The sequence below is a fragment of the Psychrobacter immobilis genome, assembly GCF_904846185.1.
GTDB classification, from domain to species: Bacteria; Pseudomonadota; Gammaproteobacteria; order Pseudomonadales; family Moraxellaceae; genus Psychrobacter; species Psychrobacter immobilis_B.
The window spans coordinates 132320-151430 of the sequence record NZ_CAJGZQ010000002.1; the positions used below are offsets into that span (position 1 = coordinate 132320).

Consider the following 19111-nt stretch of genomic DNA (forward strand, 5'->3'; position numbering starts at 1 on the left):
ATTAAGATGCTCGGCGAGCATCGAGGTCGCACTTTACAGTTTTGCCATAAAGTGCTTTGAAAAACAGAATTAAAAGAAGCCCATCGCTTTAGGACTATAAGAGACCAGCATGTTTTTGGTTTGTTGATAATGATCAAGCATCATCAGATGGTTTTCGCGGCCAATACCAGATTGCTTGTAACCGCCAAAGGCTGAATGCGCAGGATAAAGGTGATAACAGTTGGTCCAAACGCGACCAGCTTTAATGCCACGACCGAAACGATATGCGCGAGTGCCGTTACGCGTCCAGACGCCAGCACCAAGACCATATAAAGTATCATTGGCGAGCGCCATCGCTTCTTCATCATCTTTAAAAGTGGTGACGGCAAGCACAGGGCCAAAGATTTCTTCTTGGAACACGCGCATATCATTAGTGCCTTCAAAGATCGTTGGCTGCACATAATAACCGTTTGCCATATCGCCATCATGTTTAGCAAGTTCACCGCCTACAAGGACTTTTGCGCCTTCTTTTTTACCAATATCAAGATAAGATAGGATTTTTTCTAACTGATCTGAGCTGGCTTGCGCGCCAATCATAGTCTCAGTATCGAGCGGGTTGCCCATTTTGATGGCTTTCACGCGGGCGATACAGCGTTTCATAAACTCATCATAGATGCTTTCGTGTACGAGGGCGCGTGATGGGCAAGTACAGACTTCACCTTGGTTGAGTGCAAACATCACTAAGCCTTCAACCGCTTTATCTAAGAAGTCATCGTCTTCATCCATAATGTCAGCAAAGAAGATATTTGGGCTTTTGCCGCCCAGCTCTAGCGTGACTGGAATGATATTTTCACTGGCGTATTGCATAATTAAGCGACCAGTGGTGGTCTCACCAGTAAAGGATACTTTATCGATACGTGGGTTGGAGGCGATTGGCTTACCGGCTTCTACACCAAAGCCGTTAATGACGTTTAGTACGCCTTTTGGTAAAATATCCGCCGCGCCTATGACGTCAAGCATGTATAAAACAGACGCAGGGGTTTGCTCGGCAGGCTTGAGGACGATACAGTTACCCGCAGCAAGGGCTGGGGCAATTTTCCAAATCGCCATTAAAATAGGGAAGTTCCAAGGAATGATTTGACCTACGACGCCTAGAGGCTCATGGAAATGATAGGCAACGGTATCTTCATCAATTTGACTAATGCCGCCTTCTTGTGCGCGGATAACGCCCGCAAAATAACGCAAATGGTCGATGGCGATTGGAATATCAGCGGCGAGGGTCTCACGTACTGGTTTGCCATTCTCATAAGACTCAGCAATCGCGATGGCCTCTAAGTTGGCTTCGATACCGTCAGCAAGTTTGAGCAACATATTAGAGCGATCAGTGACACTGGTTTTGCCCCATGCGTCTTTTGCGGCATGAGCGGCATCTAGCGCCGCTTCGACATCTGCTTCTTTTGAGCGTGCGATCTGGCAGAAAGTTTTACCGTCGATTGGACTTGAGTTGTCAAAGTACTCACCATCGATTGGCGCGACCCACTCACCATTGATGAAGTTGTCATATTTTTTGCGGAATTGAACAGGACTATTTTCAGTATTGGGATAGGCGTATAACATTAACGACTCCTTGTTGTGTATTATGGCTAGTTAAGAACAAACGATTTAAGCATAAATATTTGGCCATCCTGACCAAGCTATGACCCTATCGTACTGAGCTTTAGCGATGAGCGATAATGACTTTTTATAATGATATACTTCGTATCGTATAACTTTAAGTTATGTGGTTTATCAGGGTTAAAGTCGTCCGCGAAACGGATGTAGCTGCTATAATTGTTGGCAGCTTTTTCTCTTATTATTTGCTCTTAAGCTGTTTTTCTTATTACTATTAACTTAATTGGTTTAGATATATGCGTCAATCTTCTGCTCTTGATATCTTAAAAACGGGTCAAAATGTCTTTTTGACTGGCTCAGCAGGTTCAGGTAAGACTTATACGCTCAATCAATATATCGACTACCTGCGTGCGCGCCGTGTGCCTGTCGCCGTCACTGCGAGTACCGGTATTGCTGCCACACACATGAATGGCACAACGATTCATAGCTGGTCCGGCATCGGTATCAAAGATGAGTTAAGCGACCGCGACTTGACTACGTTATCACGCAAGCAGTTTTTGGCAGACCGACTAAAAGACACCGCGGTATTGGTCATTGATGAGATATCGATGTTGCATGCTAAGCAGCTCAATTTGGTTAGCCAAGTACTCAAGCATATCCGCAAAAATGACAAAGCCTTTGGTGGTATTCAGGTCGTCGTTGCGGGCGACTTTTTTCAGTTGCCACCGATTGGTAGTAAAGGCGAGACCAACCGTGAAAAATTTGCCTTTATGTCGGAAGCGTGGCTTGATGCTAAGTTCCATATTTGCTATCTGTCTGAGCAACACAGGCAGGTTAGTGAAGCGGCAAATGGCGGGCTTGATTTGGACGATATTCTCAACCAAATTCGTCGTCAGGAAGTCACTTTTGAATCGATTGCCGCGCTGGAGGCGACTTTTGACCAAAATGTCGATATCAAACGTACCCGTCTTTATACCCACAATCTCAACGTTAATAGCATCAATGATAAAGAGCTTGCCGCGTTAGAGGGCGAGATGATGCGCTTTACCGCAACGTCTACGGGCGACAGTAAATTGGTTGAGACGCTTAAAAAAACGGTACGTACCCAAGATGATTTGGTACTAAAAGTCGGTGCCAAGGTAATGTTTATCAAAAACAATACTGAACTTGGCGTGTCCAACGGTACGATGGGTGAATTGATTGGTTTTGCCGCTGTTAAAATCGATGATAGCAAAGACAGCAGTGATGATTTAATCGAAGATGGTGATGAAAATACTGAAAGTGAGACGAATAAGACTGTAAAAGGCAAAGGTAAAAAAGCCATAAAAGAGAAACCCAAAGCCAAAAAGCCAACGACGCAAAAAATGCCCGTGGTTCGGCTCAATTCAGGGCGTGAAGTTGTCGCTGAGCCTGAAGAATGGATTATCGAAGATGAGACAGGAGATGTGCTGGCAAGCTATGAGCAAGTACCGCTTTGTCTAGCATGGGCGATTACCATTCATAAGTCACAAGGCATGACCCTCGATGCCGCAGAGATTGACTTATCGCGCACCTTTGAGCTGGGGCAAGGATATGTGGCATTGTCACGATTAAAATCGCTGGCAGGTCTGCAGTTGCTGGGTATGAACGACATGAGTTTGCAGCTTGATCCGCTAGCACGCGGCGCGGACAAACGGTTTTTGGTGCTGTCAGAAGAAGCCGATGCCAATTATGCGATGCTTGATGAAGAGAGCATGACGCAGGCACATGAAAAATTTATTTTAAAATCGGGCGGTACGCTGAGTAAATCAGTGATTGATGCTTATGCCACTTTGCAAAAAAAGCGCCGTGAGCAACAACAAGCGCAAATAGACAAAAAACAGAAACTGGGCAATCAAGTTTCTGATAAGTCGGACAGTACCTTGCTTGCGACCAGAGTGTTGCTAGAAGAGAGCTTGACGATTGCAGAAATCTCGCAAGCCCGTCAGCTTTCACAATCAACGATTATGCGTCATATTGCTGAACTAAAATCTCAAGATCCAAGCTTGGCTTGTGATCATTTGCGGCCAGAGGATGAGGTGATGACGGCGGTTGGCAATGCCTACGTCGCGATTAAAGTCGCCAATAATCCAAATGATTTCAATGATGATGGCAGTATTAAATTGCGTCCAATATTCGATCATCTTAAGCAAAGTATTGATTACAATGCCATTCGTTTGGCACTGATTTTTATAACGCCTTAATGCCCAATGGTGTCTTGATACTGATTATGACAATTCAGGGTTAAAGCATTCACCAAAGCCATTTAGCTTTTATATAACAATCCTTAGAGCCGATTAACAACTTGTTGGTTTTATTTCATTGTAGCGCTGACTTTGTAGTGCTCAATTTTTTTATCCCTTTATAGCGATATCTTTTTATGCCTGATTTTTCGAGCGCCACTTATCAATTAACGTCTGACCCAGTAGCAGCAGCGGCGTTTCAGGCATCTAGTGAGCACACACAGCCACTGAGGGTTGCTATCAATGGTTTTGGACGTATAGGGCGCAACGTTTTGCGGGCATTGTTAGAGCGCTTCGAGGTATTAGGCCGTGCGATCCATGTCGTGGCAATCAATGATTTAGCCCCAGCGGATATTTTGCTGCATTTATTAAAGTTTGACAGCACGCATGGTCGCCTAAGTCGCCTTGGGGTCAGTGCTGATATTGTGACGAGTAGCAACGATGAAGCGAGCGATGACGGTAACAATAATAGCGCCACACAGCTTTGTCTGACAAAAAACAATTATACCTACTGTATCAATTTATTCTCAGAATCTAACCCTGTGCAGTTGCCTTGGCAGACGCTGGATGTCGATGTGGTGCTAGAGTGTACTGGACATTTTCGCTCTTATGAGCAAGCACAACTGCACATAGAGGCTGGCGCGCAGCAGGTGATTATCGGTGCTGCACCATTCGATGATGTCGATGCTTGTATCGTTATGGGCGTTAATACTGATGAGCTAACACGTGAGCTGCCGATTATATCGAGCGTTTCTTGTACCACGCAGGCCTTAGTTCCCTTGATTGCGACGCTTGATACCGCATTTGGGGTAAAGTCAGCGATGATGACGGAGATTCATGCTGTCACCGCTGATCAGACAGTGCTCGATCAAGCGCACCGTGACCCAAGACGCGCACGAGCGTCTGGTTATAACATCATCCCGACCACGTCTAGCAGTATCGCAGCGACAGAGCGTGTGCTGCCGTCGATGATAGGCAAGATAAATGGGCATTCCATACGAGTGCCTACCATTGATGTCGCAGCGATTGATGTGACCTTTGTTTTTGATACGCCCGATGTGTCTGTCGAGGCAGTCCGCGAGGCACTCAAATCTGCCAGTCAGGCACATTTGCGTGACATCATGGCTTATACGGATGAGCCACTGGTATCCAGTGATTTTATCCATCAGACCGAGTCTTTGATCATTGATGGTCAGCAGCTCATGCAAGTGGGTAGCCAGTACAAGGTTTTTGCATGGTATGACAACGAATGGGGTTACGCCAATAGACTACTAGATATGTGTCTACATCTGGCTTCTCATAAAAAAGCTATCGTCAATTCTCTATAAAAAAGTGACCGCGCTAACCTCGCTGCAAGTATCATATATACCTCTGCATGCAGTTGCCTTGACTCTTTTTTAAACTGAATCAACGATAGCATCAAAATAATTTAAATTCGTTCAATTAATTGCTTGCATTCTTATGTTATATCGCTATAATAACGCACAAATGGAGACGTGGCAGAGTGGTTGAATGCACCGGTCTTGAAAACCGACAAGGGTTTGTAGCCCTTCGAGAGTTCGAATCTCTCCGTCTCCTCCAAATTCGAAAGCCGCAATCATTATTAATGATTGCGGCTTTTTTTGTTGCATTTTTATTTTATATCGTTATAATAATGCACAAATGGAGACGTGGCAGAGTGGTTGAATGCACCGGTCTTGAAAACCGACAAGGGTTTGTAGCCCTTCGAGAGTTCGAATCTCTCCGTCTCCTCCAAATTCGAAAAAAGCCCTAATCAATGATGATTGGGGCTTTTTTTATGCTGGATATTTATCCTATAATTTTATAAATACTCTGCAGATCTTTTTTATTTCATTAGCGACTCATCAAACTTAATTTCCTGCCCATTCTCCAATATCAATGTGCCTTTACTGATCATGATGGTCAAGTCTTTGGTGTTTTTAATGGCACGCATAACGTTGATGTCTTCAATACTGCTCTCGATAATGATCTTGCCAGACTGCTCTGGTTTAATAGGCGGGTCAAACTGTGTTAGTGGTACGTTAAAGCTTTTGCCCTGCGCCAAGTTAGCATCTTGCATGGTCAGTGTGCCCTTAAAGCTTTGAATGGCGAACTTGCCGTGATTAGAGAGCATAAACTGCAGTTTTACTTGATTTAAGCTGTCACTATCGCTGGTTTTGACTGGTAGTAGAGCGACAGGGTAGTTCTGCGCATTGGCACTATAAGCTGGCTGACTGCTGACGATGGGGCTTTTTTTACCTGTTGGATTGTTTGGATGTAGTCGTTCGTATTCACGCTGTTGCACAAGGGCTTGCTTGATAGTGGTACGCGGCATCGCCCCCGACTCATAGGCACCGCTGAGTTTCATTCGCAACATGTAGCGGCTGAGTAATTGCTGCTCAGATTGAGGTAACTGCTCAAAAGTGGTGCCGAGTTTTTTCTGCCACTGATCTGAGTTGGTCGGTATGGTTTTTTTGGTTGGATCCGCGGTTGGCTGTGAGCAACCAGAAACGATTGGTAGTATCGCTAAGGCAATCGTCAATAACAAAGCTTTATTCAAGCGTTGATGTAAACTCGCCATCGTACACCTCCTTAAAAATCTTTATGGATAATAAAGAATGACAACAAAATAATGAGCGTTTTCTTAATATACCTCGTTTGATGAGAGGTTGTGTTTAATTATCGCTAAATGCTGTATCGCAAGTAAAATAGGCATATTTTTGTTACGCCCACAAAAAAAGACTGAGTGCTGTTAAGCAAACTCAGTCTTTTTTTATTAACAGCAGTAACACCTAACGACTGTTTGAATGGTTAGTCATGAGTCTGGTCATTTTCTTGCAGCTCAGATAGTGAGTGAGTAATATTATTATTGTGGGTCACAACAATGGCCTCATCAATAATACGCTGGCTGACTCCGCGTTTACGCAGGCTTTCGATGAACACCTCGTCATGGGCTAGGGTGTAGTCTTGATGATCGCGGTCAAGCCCTTGGCGAATATATAAACGAATAAGCCCTTGGATGCGTTTAAACCCCAACTCTTTTGAAGTGGCTTCTAATAGCGAAATCATCTCTTCAGACAAACGAATACTGATCGGGCGCATGATTTTTTGCGGATGATCAGAAAACTTATTTTTCACACGTACAGGTATCATAATAAACCATTATTTTTAGTGAGTAAGAGTGAAGCACTCAGACAAAAATTAACCCAATCAAAACTATCCTTACCATACAACAAAAACGCCTAAAAGAACACCGTAGCCATGCCAATCGTACTAGGACGTGTCCTCAATTCAATCGATTAACCTCTAAATGGGCTAAAAATGGCTAAATTTTGCCAAACATCGTCAAATAGCTTATTAATATCTCGATATTATTTGTGCTACTGTCCTTGTTTGACGGCAATTTATCTCATTTTTGTCACCATTTTTAAAATGAGGACACGCCCTAAGATTGCGACTATCTTCTTAATTGAAAACGTCAACCATAAAAAAACCTTCATCAAATAATGATGAAGGTTTTTAGTATATGGCTCTCCAACCTGGGCTCGAACCAGGGACACACGGATTAACAGTCCGTTGCTCTACCAACTGAGCTATTGGAGAATAAGTTGGTATAACGATAAGTTAGATAAGCGCTATTGCTTGTCTTGTTTGCGTTATGTGGGGCGTATTTTAGCCAAGTTGTTATAGGCTGTCAACCTTATTATGCCATTAATTATAAATATTGTTGTTAACTGTCAAAAATAACCAGTAATCCCTTATAAAGCGGGCTGTTTTGGCAAATTTTGACCGCTAAAATATTATTTGTTGAATAGGGCGTGTCTTCAATTCAATCGATAAATCTCTAAATGGGCTAAAGAATGAGCTAAAAGTGGTCAAAACCCTTATTTATGTAAGTTGAATATAAAATCTAGCGCTAATTTGATTAGACAAGTCGGCTATCTTTTTGAATAGTAAAACAATCTGTATCTCCCTCGAAACAAAAAAGTCATAAACAGCTCTTCACATTGCTAGAATATTTCTATAGAATACCGACCGTATGGTTTCTTTAATGTATATACATTATTAATATGTGATCAATCTGAGACAGGTAACCTAATTATGAGTCCCACCACTATTGCCTACGGTTATCTAGCCATCGCCATTATTTGCGAAGTGGTTGGCACGACCTTTTTAGTCAAGTCAGAGCAGTTTACGCGTTTGGTGCCGACCCTGATTATGGGTGTGCTTTATGCCATCTCGTTTTACTTATTAACACAAACCATCAAAACCATACCGCTTGGTATTGCTTATGCACTATGGGGCGGGTTGGGGATTGTGCTGACATCGCTCGTTGGCTTGATTTTTTTTAAGCAAAGTCTTGATACAGCAGCTGTGGTTAGTATCGCTATGATTGTGGGCGGTGTCGTGGTGATGAACTTATTCTCTAATTCTGTGGTGCACTGATATGGAAATGGAAAACGCTTACAAACGTAAAAAACAGCCCGAAGTTGTCCGTCGTGCGCTACTAGATCAGGCAGCGCGAATCACATTAGAGCAGGGCTTATCAAAAGTGACCTTTCAGGCGGTCGCGGATGCCGTCGGGGTAACCAAGGGTGGCGTGATGCATCATTTCACCACTAAAAATGCACTCATTCTTGAAGTGTTTCATGATGCGATGGCAAAATTTGAGGCAGAAGTCAATCAAGCCATGGCAGAAGACCCTGTGCGTTATGGTTCTTTTACTCGTGCCTATATCAATGCCACGATTAGCTTAGGCGAAAAAGGGCAGGAAGAGCTCGATAGTCAAGCAACCTTATATGCATTGATGCTAGGCGATAGCGAGTTACGTGAGTTGTGGGCCAAGTGGGCAAATGCACAATTAAAGAAACATCAAGCAACCGACAATACCGAAACATTATGTATGGTGCGTCTGGTGGCTGATGGTATTTGGCTCTCTGATTTTTCGGGGATTAGTATCTCAGATAAAACCTCTATTCATAAGCGTTTGATAAAAATGACGCAACCTGAGAATGAATAAAACACTGTTCTTAAATGATTGATCAAATAAGCTTTTTTATTAAAAAAGCATTGAAAGACAGGCTTGTAGCAATAGGCTATATAAATTTATTTTAAACATTTAACCCATAACGACATTATTCGGTATTAACTTTTTTATAGAGCTTTTGCCAGTTGTCTAAAGGAGAAAGAACTCATGACAGATTCCAAAACAGACCTAAACAACTTAACAGACATCATTGATTTACAGAAGGTTCAAACCGCTTATATTAATGGCTGTTATTTGGCTGTCGATGACTCATTAACCACCTTTGAAGACATCAATCCAGCCACGGGTGAAGTGTTAACTACCGTTCAGCAAACGACCAGTGAACAGATTAATGAAGCGGTAAAAGCGGCACAAGAAGGTCAAAAAGTTTGGGCGGCGATGACCGCGGTTGAGCGCAGTCGTATTTTGCTAAAGGCGGTTGCACTATTACGTGAGCGCAACGATGTACTCGCGTTACTTGAAACCAAAGACACGGGCAAAGCACTCTCTGAAACCAAATATGTCGATATCGTGACTGGTGCTGATGTCGTTGAGTATTATGCAGGGCTTGCGTCGATGATAGAAGGTCGTCAGATTCCATTGCGTGATACTAGCTTTGTCTATACTCGCCGCGAGCCACTTGGTGTTGTCGCAGGTATCGGCGCGTGGAACTATCCTATTCAAATCGCGATGTGGAAAGCAGCACCAGCATTAGCCGCTGGGAATGCGATGATTTTTAAACCTTCTGAAGTCACGCCATTGACTGCATTAAAGTTAGCGGAAATATTGACAGAAGCAGGCTTACCAGATGGCGTGTTCAACGTCGTGCAAGGGGATTATAAAGTCGGCGAAGCGTTAACTCAGCATCCTGATATCGCTAAAGTCTCATTTACGGGCGGCGTACCCACTGGTAAAAAAGTGATGGCAAGTGCCGCATCTTCGTCGCTCAAAGACGTAACCTTGGAGCTTGGCGGTAAGTCGCCCTTGATTGTATTTGATGATGCGGACATCGATACCGCCGCTGATATTGCGATGATGGCGAATTTCTATAGCAGTGGTCAAGTCTGTACCAATGGCACGCGCGTGTTTATCCCTAAAGCCTTACAAGCCAAGTTTGAAGAAGCCATATTATTGCGTGTCGAGCGTATTAAGCTTGGCGATCCGATGGACGAAAATATTAATATGGGTCCATTGGTCAGCTTCCCGCATATGGAAAGAGTACTTGGCTATATCGAGCAAGGTAAAGCGAGTGGTGCACGACTGCTAACAGGCGGCGACCGTGTTACGACTGAAGGGCTTGCAAATGGCGCCTTTGTCGCACCAACTGTATTTACCGATTGTAGCGACGAAATGACTATCGTGCGCGAAGAAATCTTTGGTCCAGTGATGTCAATATTGACTTATGAGACTGAAGAAGAAGTGATTCGCCGTGCCAATGATACCGAGTATGGTTTGGCAGCTGGGGTCGTGACTGCTGACTTGACCCGAGCGCATCGAGTCATCGCTCAAATTGAAGCGGGTATTTGCTGGTTAAATACGTGGGGCGAGTCGGCTGCACAAATGCCAGTGGGCGGTTATAAGCACTCAGGTATCGGCCGCGAAAACGGCATTGAAGCCCTTGAGCATTATATGCAGACCAAGTCTATCCAAGTAGAGCTTGGTAAGTTTGAATCGGTATTTTAATCACTTTTGCTGTGAAATTTTTAAAACGGTAAGGCTGAATTATTAGGACTAATTTGTCCTTTTGGCACCGCCTTACTGATATGAAATGATGGATTTTTTAATATTATGGAGCGTTTTATGACATCAACCACACCTGAATATGACTACATCATCGTCGGCGCAGGCTCAGCAGGCAATGTGCTGGCCACCCGCTTGACCGAAGATGCCAACATTAAGGTGTTGCTGTTAGAAGCAGGTCGTCCAGACCATCGCTTAGACTTTCGTACGCAGATGCCAGCAGCGCTCGCTATGCCGTTGCAAGGAACGACCTATAACTGGGGCTACAAAACCGATCCTGAGCCTTATATGAATAACCGCGTCATGGATTGTGGTCGCGGTAAAGGGTTAGGTGGCTCGTCTCTGATTAATGGGATGTGTTATATCCGTGGTAATGCCTTGGATTTTGACGATTGGTCTCAAATCAAAGGTTTAGAAGATTGGACCTATTTGGACTGCTTGCCGTATTTCAAAAAGTTAGAAAATCGCGACGCTGGCGAGAACGACTATCATGGCGTCGGTGGTCCCGTCGAGATGACCACTTCAAAGCCAGGAGTCAATCCGCTGTTCCAAGCGATGATCGAAGCAGGCGTGCAAGCAGGCTATCCAAGCACGGATGATTTAAACGGCTATCAACAAGAAGGCTTTGGGCCGATGGATCGCTTTGTGACGCCTAATGGTCGCCGCGCATCAACAGCTCGCGGTTATCTTGACCGCGCCAAACCGCGTAGCAATATCACCATTTTGACGTGTGCATTGACTGACGTGATTTTGTTCGATGGCAAACGTGCTGTCGGCGTTAAAGTCGCCCATCAAGGTCAAACCAAGAATTTTTACGCGTCTCGTGAAGTGATTGTTTCATCAGGTGCGATTGCGTCGCCGCAATTATTGCAGCGCTCTGGTATTGGTCCTGGTCAATGGCTCAAAGATTTGGGTGTCAATGAGATTTTAGATTTACCGGGTGTTGGTAATAATCTACAAGACCATTTAGAGCTGTATATGCAGTACGAATGTAAGTTGCCAGTGTCGATTGCGCCTGCCAATAAATGGTGGAATAAGCCTGCCATCGGTGCCGAGTGGTTGTTCAATGGCACAGGACTTGGCGCGTCAAATCAGTTCGAAGGTGGCGGTTTTATTCGTACCGATGAGAAGTTTACCCATCCTAATATCCAGTACCACTTCTTGCCATTAGCAGTGCGCTACGATGGTCGTAGTGCCGTGAAGTCGCACAGTTTCCAAGCGCACGTAGGCTCATTGCGCTCGCCAAGTCGTGGTCGCGTCAAGCTGACCTCAAAAGACCCAAGCGCGCATCCGAGCATTTTGTTTAACTATATGTCTCACGACCAAGACTGGCACGAGTTCCGTGCGGCAATGCGCATCACTCGTGAGATTATGCATCAGCCAGCGCTCGACCCTTATCGTGGTCGCTCGATTGCGCCAACCGATGATTTGGTGACCGATGCGCAGCTAGACGAATATGTTCGTAATCATAGCGAAACAGCTTATCATCCGTCGTGTACTTGTGCGATGGGTGAAGGTAATGATTCGGTCGTCAATGGCGAAGGACTCGTACACGGCATCGATGGCTTGCGCGTCGTTGATGCGTCGATTATGCCAAATATCATCAGTGGTAATCTAAACGCTACCACCATTATGCTGGCAGAAAAAATCGTCGATAAGATGCGTGGCAAGCAGCTACCACGCTCGACCGTAGATTATTACGTTGCCAATGGTGCACCGCTTAGAACTGAGCCGATGCGCGCATATGGCTCTGCTGTCTAAGCGACTGATGAACTATTTATTCAATAATCATATAAGAGAATCTCATGAAAAAGACCTTTCCACGCAAAGGTCTTTTTCATCAGCGCTAACGTATTAAGTATTTTTAATACTGTTGTGGCTGCCTTTGATTGTCATTTAAATTTTTATTTACATAGCAATTTTTATTTATTGGTACTGCTTTGTGCGTCATACAGTCATCAAGTTATGACGGACAAATCAATATCAGACCCTGTTTAATTTACCTATTGAGGTCTTTTATGTACAGCTCGCCATCAAAAGATGCGACGAAACCCCTGACTCTAAACAAGACGGTTTTTTTAGGTTCAGCTATTATTTCTATTTTATTAATTATCTGGACGATCATGTTTCCAGATTATAGCGAGACATTATTAAGCGCTGGCATGGCATGGGTATCAGAGAGTTTTGGCTGGTACTACATGCTGGTGGTAGCCGCTTATAGTATTTTTGCCTTGTTTGTTGGCTTCTCTAAATATGGCGATATCAAGCTTGGGCAAGACCACGAAAAAGCCCAGTTTCCCTTTTTAGCATGGGCGGCAATGCTGTTCTCTGCTGGTATCGGTATTGATTTATTGTTCTTTGGTGCGTCTGAGCCGTTGATGCATTATTTGACGCCGCATACAGGGCTTGAGCCTGGCAGTGAGGCGGCCATGCGTGAGGCACTTTCGCAGACCTTTTTGCATTGGGGTCTACATGGTTGGGGCATTTATGCACTAATTGGTATGGCATTGGCGTACTTTGCTTATCGTAAAAACATGCCATTGGCACTACGTTCACCGCTAACCCCTATCTTTGGCGAGCGTTTAATCAAGGGCTGGCTGGGTGATGGTATTGATACCTTTGGCGTCGTCTGTACGCTGATGGGTATTGCGACCAGCTTAGGTATTGGGGTATTGCAGGCCAATGCAGGCTTAACGCATGTTTTCGGTATCGAGTCTAGCAAAATGGTGCAGAGCCTGATTATCTTGGGCGTGGTCGCTGCTGCGGCTATCTCTGCCATGACGGGCGTAGAAAGAGGGGTGCGCCGTCTATCTGAATTTAATATGCTGGCGTCAATTTTGCTATTGATTGCCATATTAGTGCTGGGTAATACGATTTATTTGCTCAACACCTTTACCCAAAGTATCGGTCAATACTTCCAAACCATCGTTTTCAAAACATTCGATGTCTATGCTTATGACGGTACTGCTGGTGCCGATTGGAAATCAGGATGGACGATATTTTTCTGGGCATGGTGGGTTGCTTGGGCACCATTTGTCGGTTTGTTTATTGCGCGTATTAGCCGTGGCCGTACCTTGCGTGAGTTTGTGTTTGGTGTGATGTTTATACCACTTGGTTTCATCTTTGCATGGTTCTCTATCTTTGGTAATTCAGCGATAGATTTGGTCGCCAATGGGGCAACAGAGCTTGGCGAAATCGCTGTTAATGATGCAGCGATGGGTATGTTTGCCTTGTTTGAGTACTTCCCTTACAGTGATATTTTGTCATTCGCTGGTGTAGTTATCGGGCTTGTATTCTTTGTGACCTCAGCTGACTCAGGCGCTTTGGTACTCGCGAACCTAAGCTCAAGAGGCATGACCAATGATACTGACGCTCCTGTATGGCTGCGTTTGTTTTGGGCGGCGGCAACGGGTTTGATTACTCTAGGCTTGCTGTTCGCAGGTGGCTTTGCATCATTACAGTCAGTTTCTGTGATTGCCGGTTTGCCGTTCTCGCTTATTTTAGTCCTTTACATGATGTCGATGTGGAAGTCGCTAAAAGAAGAGGGTAATAAACGTAAAGCCAGCACCCTTGGCACTGCAAACGTGCTCGATAGCGGTAAGAGCTGGAAAGCGCGTCTGCAACGTATTGTCAGCTTCCCTGGACATGCACAAGTTGAAAGGTTCTTGCAAAATACTGTCATGCCAGCGATGACCGAGGTTGAAAAAGAGCTGAAAGCAGGCGGTCTTAACACTTCTCTAGATATTCGTAATCTTGATAATATCAGTGAAAGTATAGATGCTGGTAAGGGTCAAGATGAGGGTCAGATAGATGGCGTAAAACTGCGTGTCGGTCATGGCGATGAAGATGACTTTGTGTATGAAGTTAATCTAATCAAAGCTGAGCGTCCTAACTTTACATTGAGCACCTCAACTAAGAATGCAGAGTACTATTACCGTGCGGAAGTGTTCTTAAGTGAAGGCTCACAAGAGTATGACTTGGTTGGTTACTCCAAAGAGCAAGTGTTGGTCGATATCTTAAATCAGTACGAGCGCCATTTGCAGTATCTACATTTAGAGCGTTAATTGATTTATCAACACGTCCTGAATATTGAAGTAAAAACACTTAAGTAAAAACATCGTAACAAACAACCCCATAAGTTGAATGCAGCTTATGGGGTTGTTTTATGAAAAATAAAATCAGTAGATATAGGGTAAAATATATAAAGATACGTTTCGGATTATCAGTTTCGAAATATTAGCAAAGGATAAGTTTGTGACCACATTAAAGTACATCGCTCATTATTCTGAGCAAGTTCAAACCCAAGCGGCATTGCTGATTAGCGATGGTACATTGGGCGCATATCTAGAAAAAAAGTATCCCACTCAGCACCAAATAAAAAGTGATAAGGCGCTTTATCAGTATATCAATGAGATAAAAAACCAATATATGCGCAAAGTGGGACAGTTATCGAATGTCAGCTATAGCAGTAAATTAACGGTCCTCAAACATGCGCTAGGTATTCATACCACCCAGTCTCGCATACAGGGCAGTAAGCTAAAATCCCACAACAGCATCACCGTGGCCAGCTTATTTCAAGAAGCGCCGCCTGAGTTTTTGCGCATGATTGTCGTGCATGAATTGGCGCATTTTAAAGAGCATGAACACAACAAAGCTTTTTATCAATTATGCTGTCATATGGAGCCTGAGTATCATCAGTTTGAGCTTGATACGCGATTGTGGTTGCACTGGCGCGAACTGAGGTGATCGCAGTGCTGTATTCTTTTCTTCTCAAAATGAGGACACGCCACAGATTGTATTTCTTATCATAATTTTCTTATCATAACTTTCTTATCATAAATAATATTATACTTTTTATTAATATATTTTAGTGTATGATTTTAATGGTTGTTGATAAATGGAGAAGATGATGAAACGGATAGTTGCTACTGCACTTGCTATAAGCGCCGCCTCACTGATGGTTGGCTGTACAGCGACCAATGCCATGTCACAAAAGAGTGAAGTCATTCCAGAGAATAAAAAACCGACGCCATCGGTGTTGATTAATGTAACATCAGAGGATGCTCAAGTGCAGCTGATGTCGATGGTGCTAACTATGCAATCCGCGCAGCAAGGTGCCAATACTCGAGTATTGCTCTGCGGTCCAGCCGGTGATATGGCGCTCCGTGACGCACCCAAAAGTGTGACCACAGCACAACCGCCTAAAAATATGAGCCCACAGGGTTTGATGCAAATGGTCATGAAGAATACCAATACCAAGGTTGAGGTTTGTGCGCTTTATCTACCGGGTAAGGGTATTGACCAGTCGGCACTGATTGACGGCGTGAGTGCTGCTGATCCTGCTGACATCGGGACGTTAATGGTCGATCAAACCACTAAGATAATGAGCTTTTAGGCAGATAAAAAATAATTAGTAGTTTGAGGAATAAAAAGGGTGTGATATCGACTATCGCATCCTTTTTTTGTGTCAGTCATTTTGGCTAGTGGAATTGCGTTATAATCCCAGCTAAGCACTGTTTACCAAGTAATATTCGCCAAGTACTATTGGCTGAAAAACAAGTACCATAGATCCTAATTCATAAAAGGTTATGAGCAATGATTAATACCAAAATTTATAAAGCAATTTATACCTTAGCTGAAGAGTTATTGGAAGCTGATCGTATAGGTAATCAAGCAGCATTTGATGGGTTTTATGCTGAATTAGAAGCCATTTGTAACGATAATGAAAATACCGATAAAGACCATCCAGAACAGTGGGAAACATTGGCTGACTTTACCGAAGATTTAGACGAAGCCTTAGTTATTTATGACAAGGCCTTAGCCAAAGCGACTGCGATTAATTCAAAAGATCATTTGTCGTCGATTGCTTTTTCTATGGCAGTGTTACAGCTTGAGACAGGTAACAAAGAAGCGGCTATTCAAAGTCTACAAAATGCCAAAATTACGGCTAATAAGATTGAAGATAAAGAATTTAAGGTTGAGATAGACGAGCTGCTTACCAAGTTGTTGGCTGAGTAACTTCGATACTGAGTACTGAAAAATCTTCAACTAAGCAGGAATGATTTGTTATGCAAAACCTACCTATTGCAATTATCGGTGGTGGCTTGAGTGGCTTATATGCAGCGTTTTTGTTAGAGCAACAAGGTATCGATTATATATTGCTTGAGGCGCGTGATAGATTGGGCGGGCGCATCGCTGTTGCGAAATCATCAGTAGATCAGAATGCTAGTAGACAAAGTGTCGATAATGAAAAATCAAACGATGGCTTTGATTTAGGGCCATCGTGGTTTTGGCCAGAGTATCAGCCGCAGTTGAGTAGTCTTATCGAGGCATTAGGTTTACCACGTTTTGCGCAATTCGAAGACGGCGACATGATGATTGAACGTGCTGCCAATGAGCTGCCTATCCGTACCCAAGGCTATCAAAGCTCGCCACCGTCTATGCGCCTCGTCGGTGGTATGGCAGCGCTCATTGATGCTCTGTATGCGCGCTTAAATCCTACGCGCATTATCACGGGGCAAATCGTAAAGTGTGTAATCAAGACTGATCACTATATCGACATAGAGAGCGAATGCAGCTCTGAACAGATGACAGCTGGTCAAATAACTACTTATCAAGCGCAACATGTGCTCCTTGCGCTACCACCTCGTTTGGCGGCGAGTAACATCAAGTTTGAACCTGCTTTACCACAGGCGTTGATAACAGAGTGGCAAGAGACCGCGACATGGATGGCGCCACATGCCAAATATGTGGCGGTTTATGATTCGCCATTTTGGCGCAATCAAGGACTATCGGGTTCAGCGAGAAGTGCAGTAGGGCCACTTACTGAGATTCATGATGCGTCCTTGGTAGAGGGCAAAGGTGCATTGTTTGGCTTTTTTGGGGTTCCTGCTCACGTCCGTCAAAGCGTCCCGGAGTCAGAGCTAAAAGCCCATTGCCGCGCGCAGTTGGTACGTTTATTTGGCGCACAGGCAGAGACGCCAACGGCTGAGTATCTGAAAGACTGGGCGCAAGATTCATTGACCGCGACGCCTGCTGATGCCAGTGGCGCAGGTCAACATGCCGTAGCACCTACCGCTAAGCCGAATACAGGGGTATGGCAAGAATGCCTAACGGGTAGCGCAAGCGAATGGTCAGAGGCGTTTCCTGGTTATATTGCTGGTGCTATCGACGCAGCAAATAAGGCAGTACAAGGTTTAGATTTAGGTTTGTCTGATGAGCTATCGTCATCAGAGTTACCATCCAATAGGATAGTTGATGAGTGAGTCTTTAGAGCAGCAAGCTTCTCGCAACACCAGCACATGGCTCATCCCTTTTGCTTGCTTGTTAGGCGGAGGAGGTCTGATTGGTATTTCTACCAATTTGGCAAAATATGCTGGTGAGATAGGTATTACACCACTGTCATTTCTCTTTTGGTCCATCACGGGCGCTGCTGCTATTTTATTGATCGTTGCATTAATACGGCACGAATTACCTCCCTTAAATGCGCGTAGCTTTGAATACTATTTTGTGGCGGCGCTCATCAGCGTTGCAGGTTCTAATTTACTACTATTTTCGGCTATTCCACATGTGGGTGCAGGTTTCGTCGCGCTCATTATCTCGCTTCCACCATTGCTGACTTATCTTGGCGCATTGGCACTGCGGATGGAGCGATTTAATATCGTCCGCGCTTTGGGTGTGGCCGCGGCGCTTCTTGGCGCAGGAGTATTGGCAGCGCGTAAGTTTTCGACGCCAGACGCCAGTACTTTTTGGATTTTGATCGCGCTTTGTGGGCCAGTGCTACTGGCTATCGGTAATATATATCGTACTTTACGCTGGCCTGATAAGGCATCACCTAGTGCACTCGCGCCAGGTATGTTAATCGCGGCGTCGCTATTGCTGCTGTCATTTAGTGTATTGCCTAATTTTTCAGTCAAAATGCCGCTAGACTGGGTGCCGCTAGGTTTGATTGGCATACAAGCCGCCGTATTTGCGGGTCAATTCTTATTGTTGTTTTTACTACAAAAAACCGGCGGTCCTGTTTTATTAAGCTTATTAGGCTCGGTCGGTGCAGTTGTCGGTGTGCCGGTGGCTATTTTTTTGCAGGGTGAGATGCCGCCAGAAGGGTTGTTTTTGGGTGCTTCATTGATCGCACTAGGCGTTGGTTTGGTAACATGGGGCGGGGTGAAAATGGCGACCACATCGACAGAAAGTATGTAAAGATGACCGTCATGATATAGCGCTCATAAATACGCTAACCTATAGACTAATGACCCTACTAGAGCATATGTTTGCACTGCAACTATCCAAAAGTGTAGCCATGGAAAAATGTCACTATATAGAAATGCTACTATTTAAAAATGCCACTATGCAACCCTCACAATACTCATTTTTTTATCTAATCCAACCTCACAAAACCTCGTTAGAACGTAAATATTACCGTCACTGCCAATCTATAATTTATCTACAGCCATTTTAGCAATCAGCATGGCTAGGTATGAGTGTTCAACAGAGC

Annotated in this window: 15 protein-coding genes and 3 tRNA genes; 14 read left to right on the top strand and 4 right to left on the bottom strand. The window is 44.3% G+C overall.

Annotated features, from left to right (window positions below; genetic code table 11):
- Positions 1 to 69: 69 nt before the first annotated feature.
- Positions 70 to 1596: an aldehyde dehydrogenase family protein gene (locus tag JMW94_RS01505; protein WP_201600092.1), complete on the bottom strand. Its 1527-nt coding sequence runs from the start codon at positions 1594 to 1596 to the stop codon at positions 70 to 72.
- A gap of 290 nt (positions 1597 to 1886) precedes the next feature.
- Between JMW94_RS01505 and JMW94_RS01510 the strand changes: the two genes are divergently transcribed.
- The 4 genes from JMW94_RS01510 to JMW94_RS01525 all read left to right on the top strand — a co-directional run bounded on the left by JMW94_RS01510 (position 1887) and on the right by JMW94_RS01525 (position 5606).
- Positions 1887 to 3812 carry an AAA family ATPase gene (locus JMW94_RS01510; RefSeq protein WP_201600094.1) on the top strand — a complete coding sequence of 642 codons (1926 nt, stop codon included), beginning with the start codon at positions 1887 to 1889 and terminating at the stop codon, positions 3810 to 3812.
- Positions 3813 to 3988: 176 nt separating this feature from the next.
- Positions 3989 to 5179 (top strand): type I glyceraldehyde-3-phosphate dehydrogenase, encoded by a 1191-nt coding sequence (locus tag JMW94_RS01515; protein ID WP_201600096.1) that lies wholly within the window; start codon positions 3989 to 3991, stop codon positions 5177 to 5179.
- A gap of 162 nt (positions 5180 to 5341) precedes the next feature.
- A tRNA-Ser gene (locus JMW94_RS01520) sits at positions 5342 to 5432 on the top strand.
- Positions 5433 to 5515: 83 nt separating this feature from the next.
- A tRNA-Ser gene (locus tag JMW94_RS01525) sits at positions 5516 to 5606 on the top strand.
- Between the two features lie 91 nt (positions 5607 to 5697).
- On the opposite strand, the gene JMW94_RS01530 is transcribed toward JMW94_RS01525, so the two are convergent.
- The 3 genes from JMW94_RS01530 to JMW94_RS01540 form a co-directional block, all read right to left on the bottom strand.
- Entirely contained in the window at positions 5698 to 6432 is a 735-nt protein-coding gene (locus JMW94_RS01530) for a hypothetical protein (protein WP_201600099.1), read from the bottom strand.
- A gap of 230 nt (positions 6433 to 6662) precedes the next feature.
- The gene (locus JMW94_RS01535; protein WP_045447190.1) at positions 6663 to 7004 is read right to left on the bottom strand and encodes a hypothetical protein; all 342 of its coding nucleotides are present in this window, start codon (positions 7002 to 7004) and stop codon (positions 6663 to 6665) included.
- Positions 7005 to 7378: 374 nt separating this feature from the next.
- Positions 7379 to 7454: transfer RNA gene (locus JMW94_RS01540), tRNA-Asn, on the bottom strand.
- A 498-nt stretch (positions 7455 to 7952) separates the two neighbouring features.
- On the opposite strand from JMW94_RS01540, the gene JMW94_RS01545 reads away from it, so the two are divergent.
- From JMW94_RS01545 to JMW94_RS01590, 10 genes are all read left to right on the top strand, one after another.
- On the top strand, positions 7953 to 8297 hold the full coding sequence (locus JMW94_RS01545) for a DMT family transporter (RefSeq protein WP_201600102.1): 345 nt from the start codon (positions 7953 to 7955) through the stop codon (positions 8295 to 8297).
- A gap of 1 nt (position 8298) precedes the next feature.
- Positions 8299 to 8871 (top strand): TetR/AcrR family transcriptional regulator, encoded by a 573-nt coding sequence (locus JMW94_RS01550; RefSeq protein ID WP_109589373.1) that lies wholly within the window; start codon positions 8299 to 8301, stop codon positions 8869 to 8871.
- Between the two features lie 213 nt (positions 8872 to 9084).
- Positions 9085 to 10560 carry a betaine-aldehyde dehydrogenase gene (gene betB / locus JMW94_RS01555; protein WP_265088297.1) on the top strand — a complete coding sequence of 492 codons (1476 nt, stop codon included), beginning with the start codon at positions 9085 to 9087 and terminating at the stop codon, positions 10558 to 10560.
- Between the two features lie 117 nt (positions 10561 to 10677).
- Positions 10678 to 12378: a choline dehydrogenase gene (gene betA / locus JMW94_RS01560; RefSeq protein ID WP_201600117.1), complete on the top strand. Its 1701-nt coding sequence runs from the start codon at positions 10678 to 10680 to the stop codon at positions 12376 to 12378.
- Positions 12379 to 12635: 257 nt separating this feature from the next.
- Positions 12636 to 14681, top strand: a complete 2046-nt coding sequence (gene betT / locus JMW94_RS01565; RefSeq protein WP_201600120.1) for a choline BCCT transporter BetT — start codon at positions 12636 to 12638, stop codon at positions 14679 to 14681.
- Positions 14682 to 14871: 190 nt separating this feature from the next.
- Entirely contained in the window at positions 14872 to 15363 is a 492-nt protein-coding gene (locus JMW94_RS01570) for a M48 family metallopeptidase (RefSeq protein ID WP_045455132.1), read from the top strand.
- A 160-nt stretch (positions 15364 to 15523) separates the two neighbouring features.
- Positions 15524 to 16012, top strand: a complete 489-nt coding sequence (locus tag JMW94_RS01575; protein ID WP_201600123.1) for a hypothetical protein — start codon at positions 15524 to 15526, stop codon at positions 16010 to 16012.
- Positions 16013 to 16212: 200 nt separating this feature from the next.
- Positions 16213 to 16635 carry a hypothetical protein gene (locus JMW94_RS01580; protein WP_055125108.1) on the top strand — a complete coding sequence of 141 codons (423 nt, stop codon included), beginning with the start codon at positions 16213 to 16215 and terminating at the stop codon, positions 16633 to 16635.
- Between the two features lie 50 nt (positions 16636 to 16685).
- Entirely contained in the window at positions 16686 to 17882 is a 1197-nt protein-coding gene (locus JMW94_RS01585) for a flavin monoamine oxidase family protein (protein ID WP_201600140.1), read from the top strand.
- Positions 17875 to 18816 (top strand): DMT family transporter, encoded by a 942-nt coding sequence (locus tag JMW94_RS01590; RefSeq protein ID WP_201600149.1) that lies wholly within the window; start codon positions 17875 to 17877, stop codon positions 18814 to 18816. Before JMW94_RS01585 ends, JMW94_RS01590 begins: the two co-directional genes overlap by 8 nt.
- The last annotated feature ends 295 nt before the right edge of the window (positions 18817 to 19111 follow it).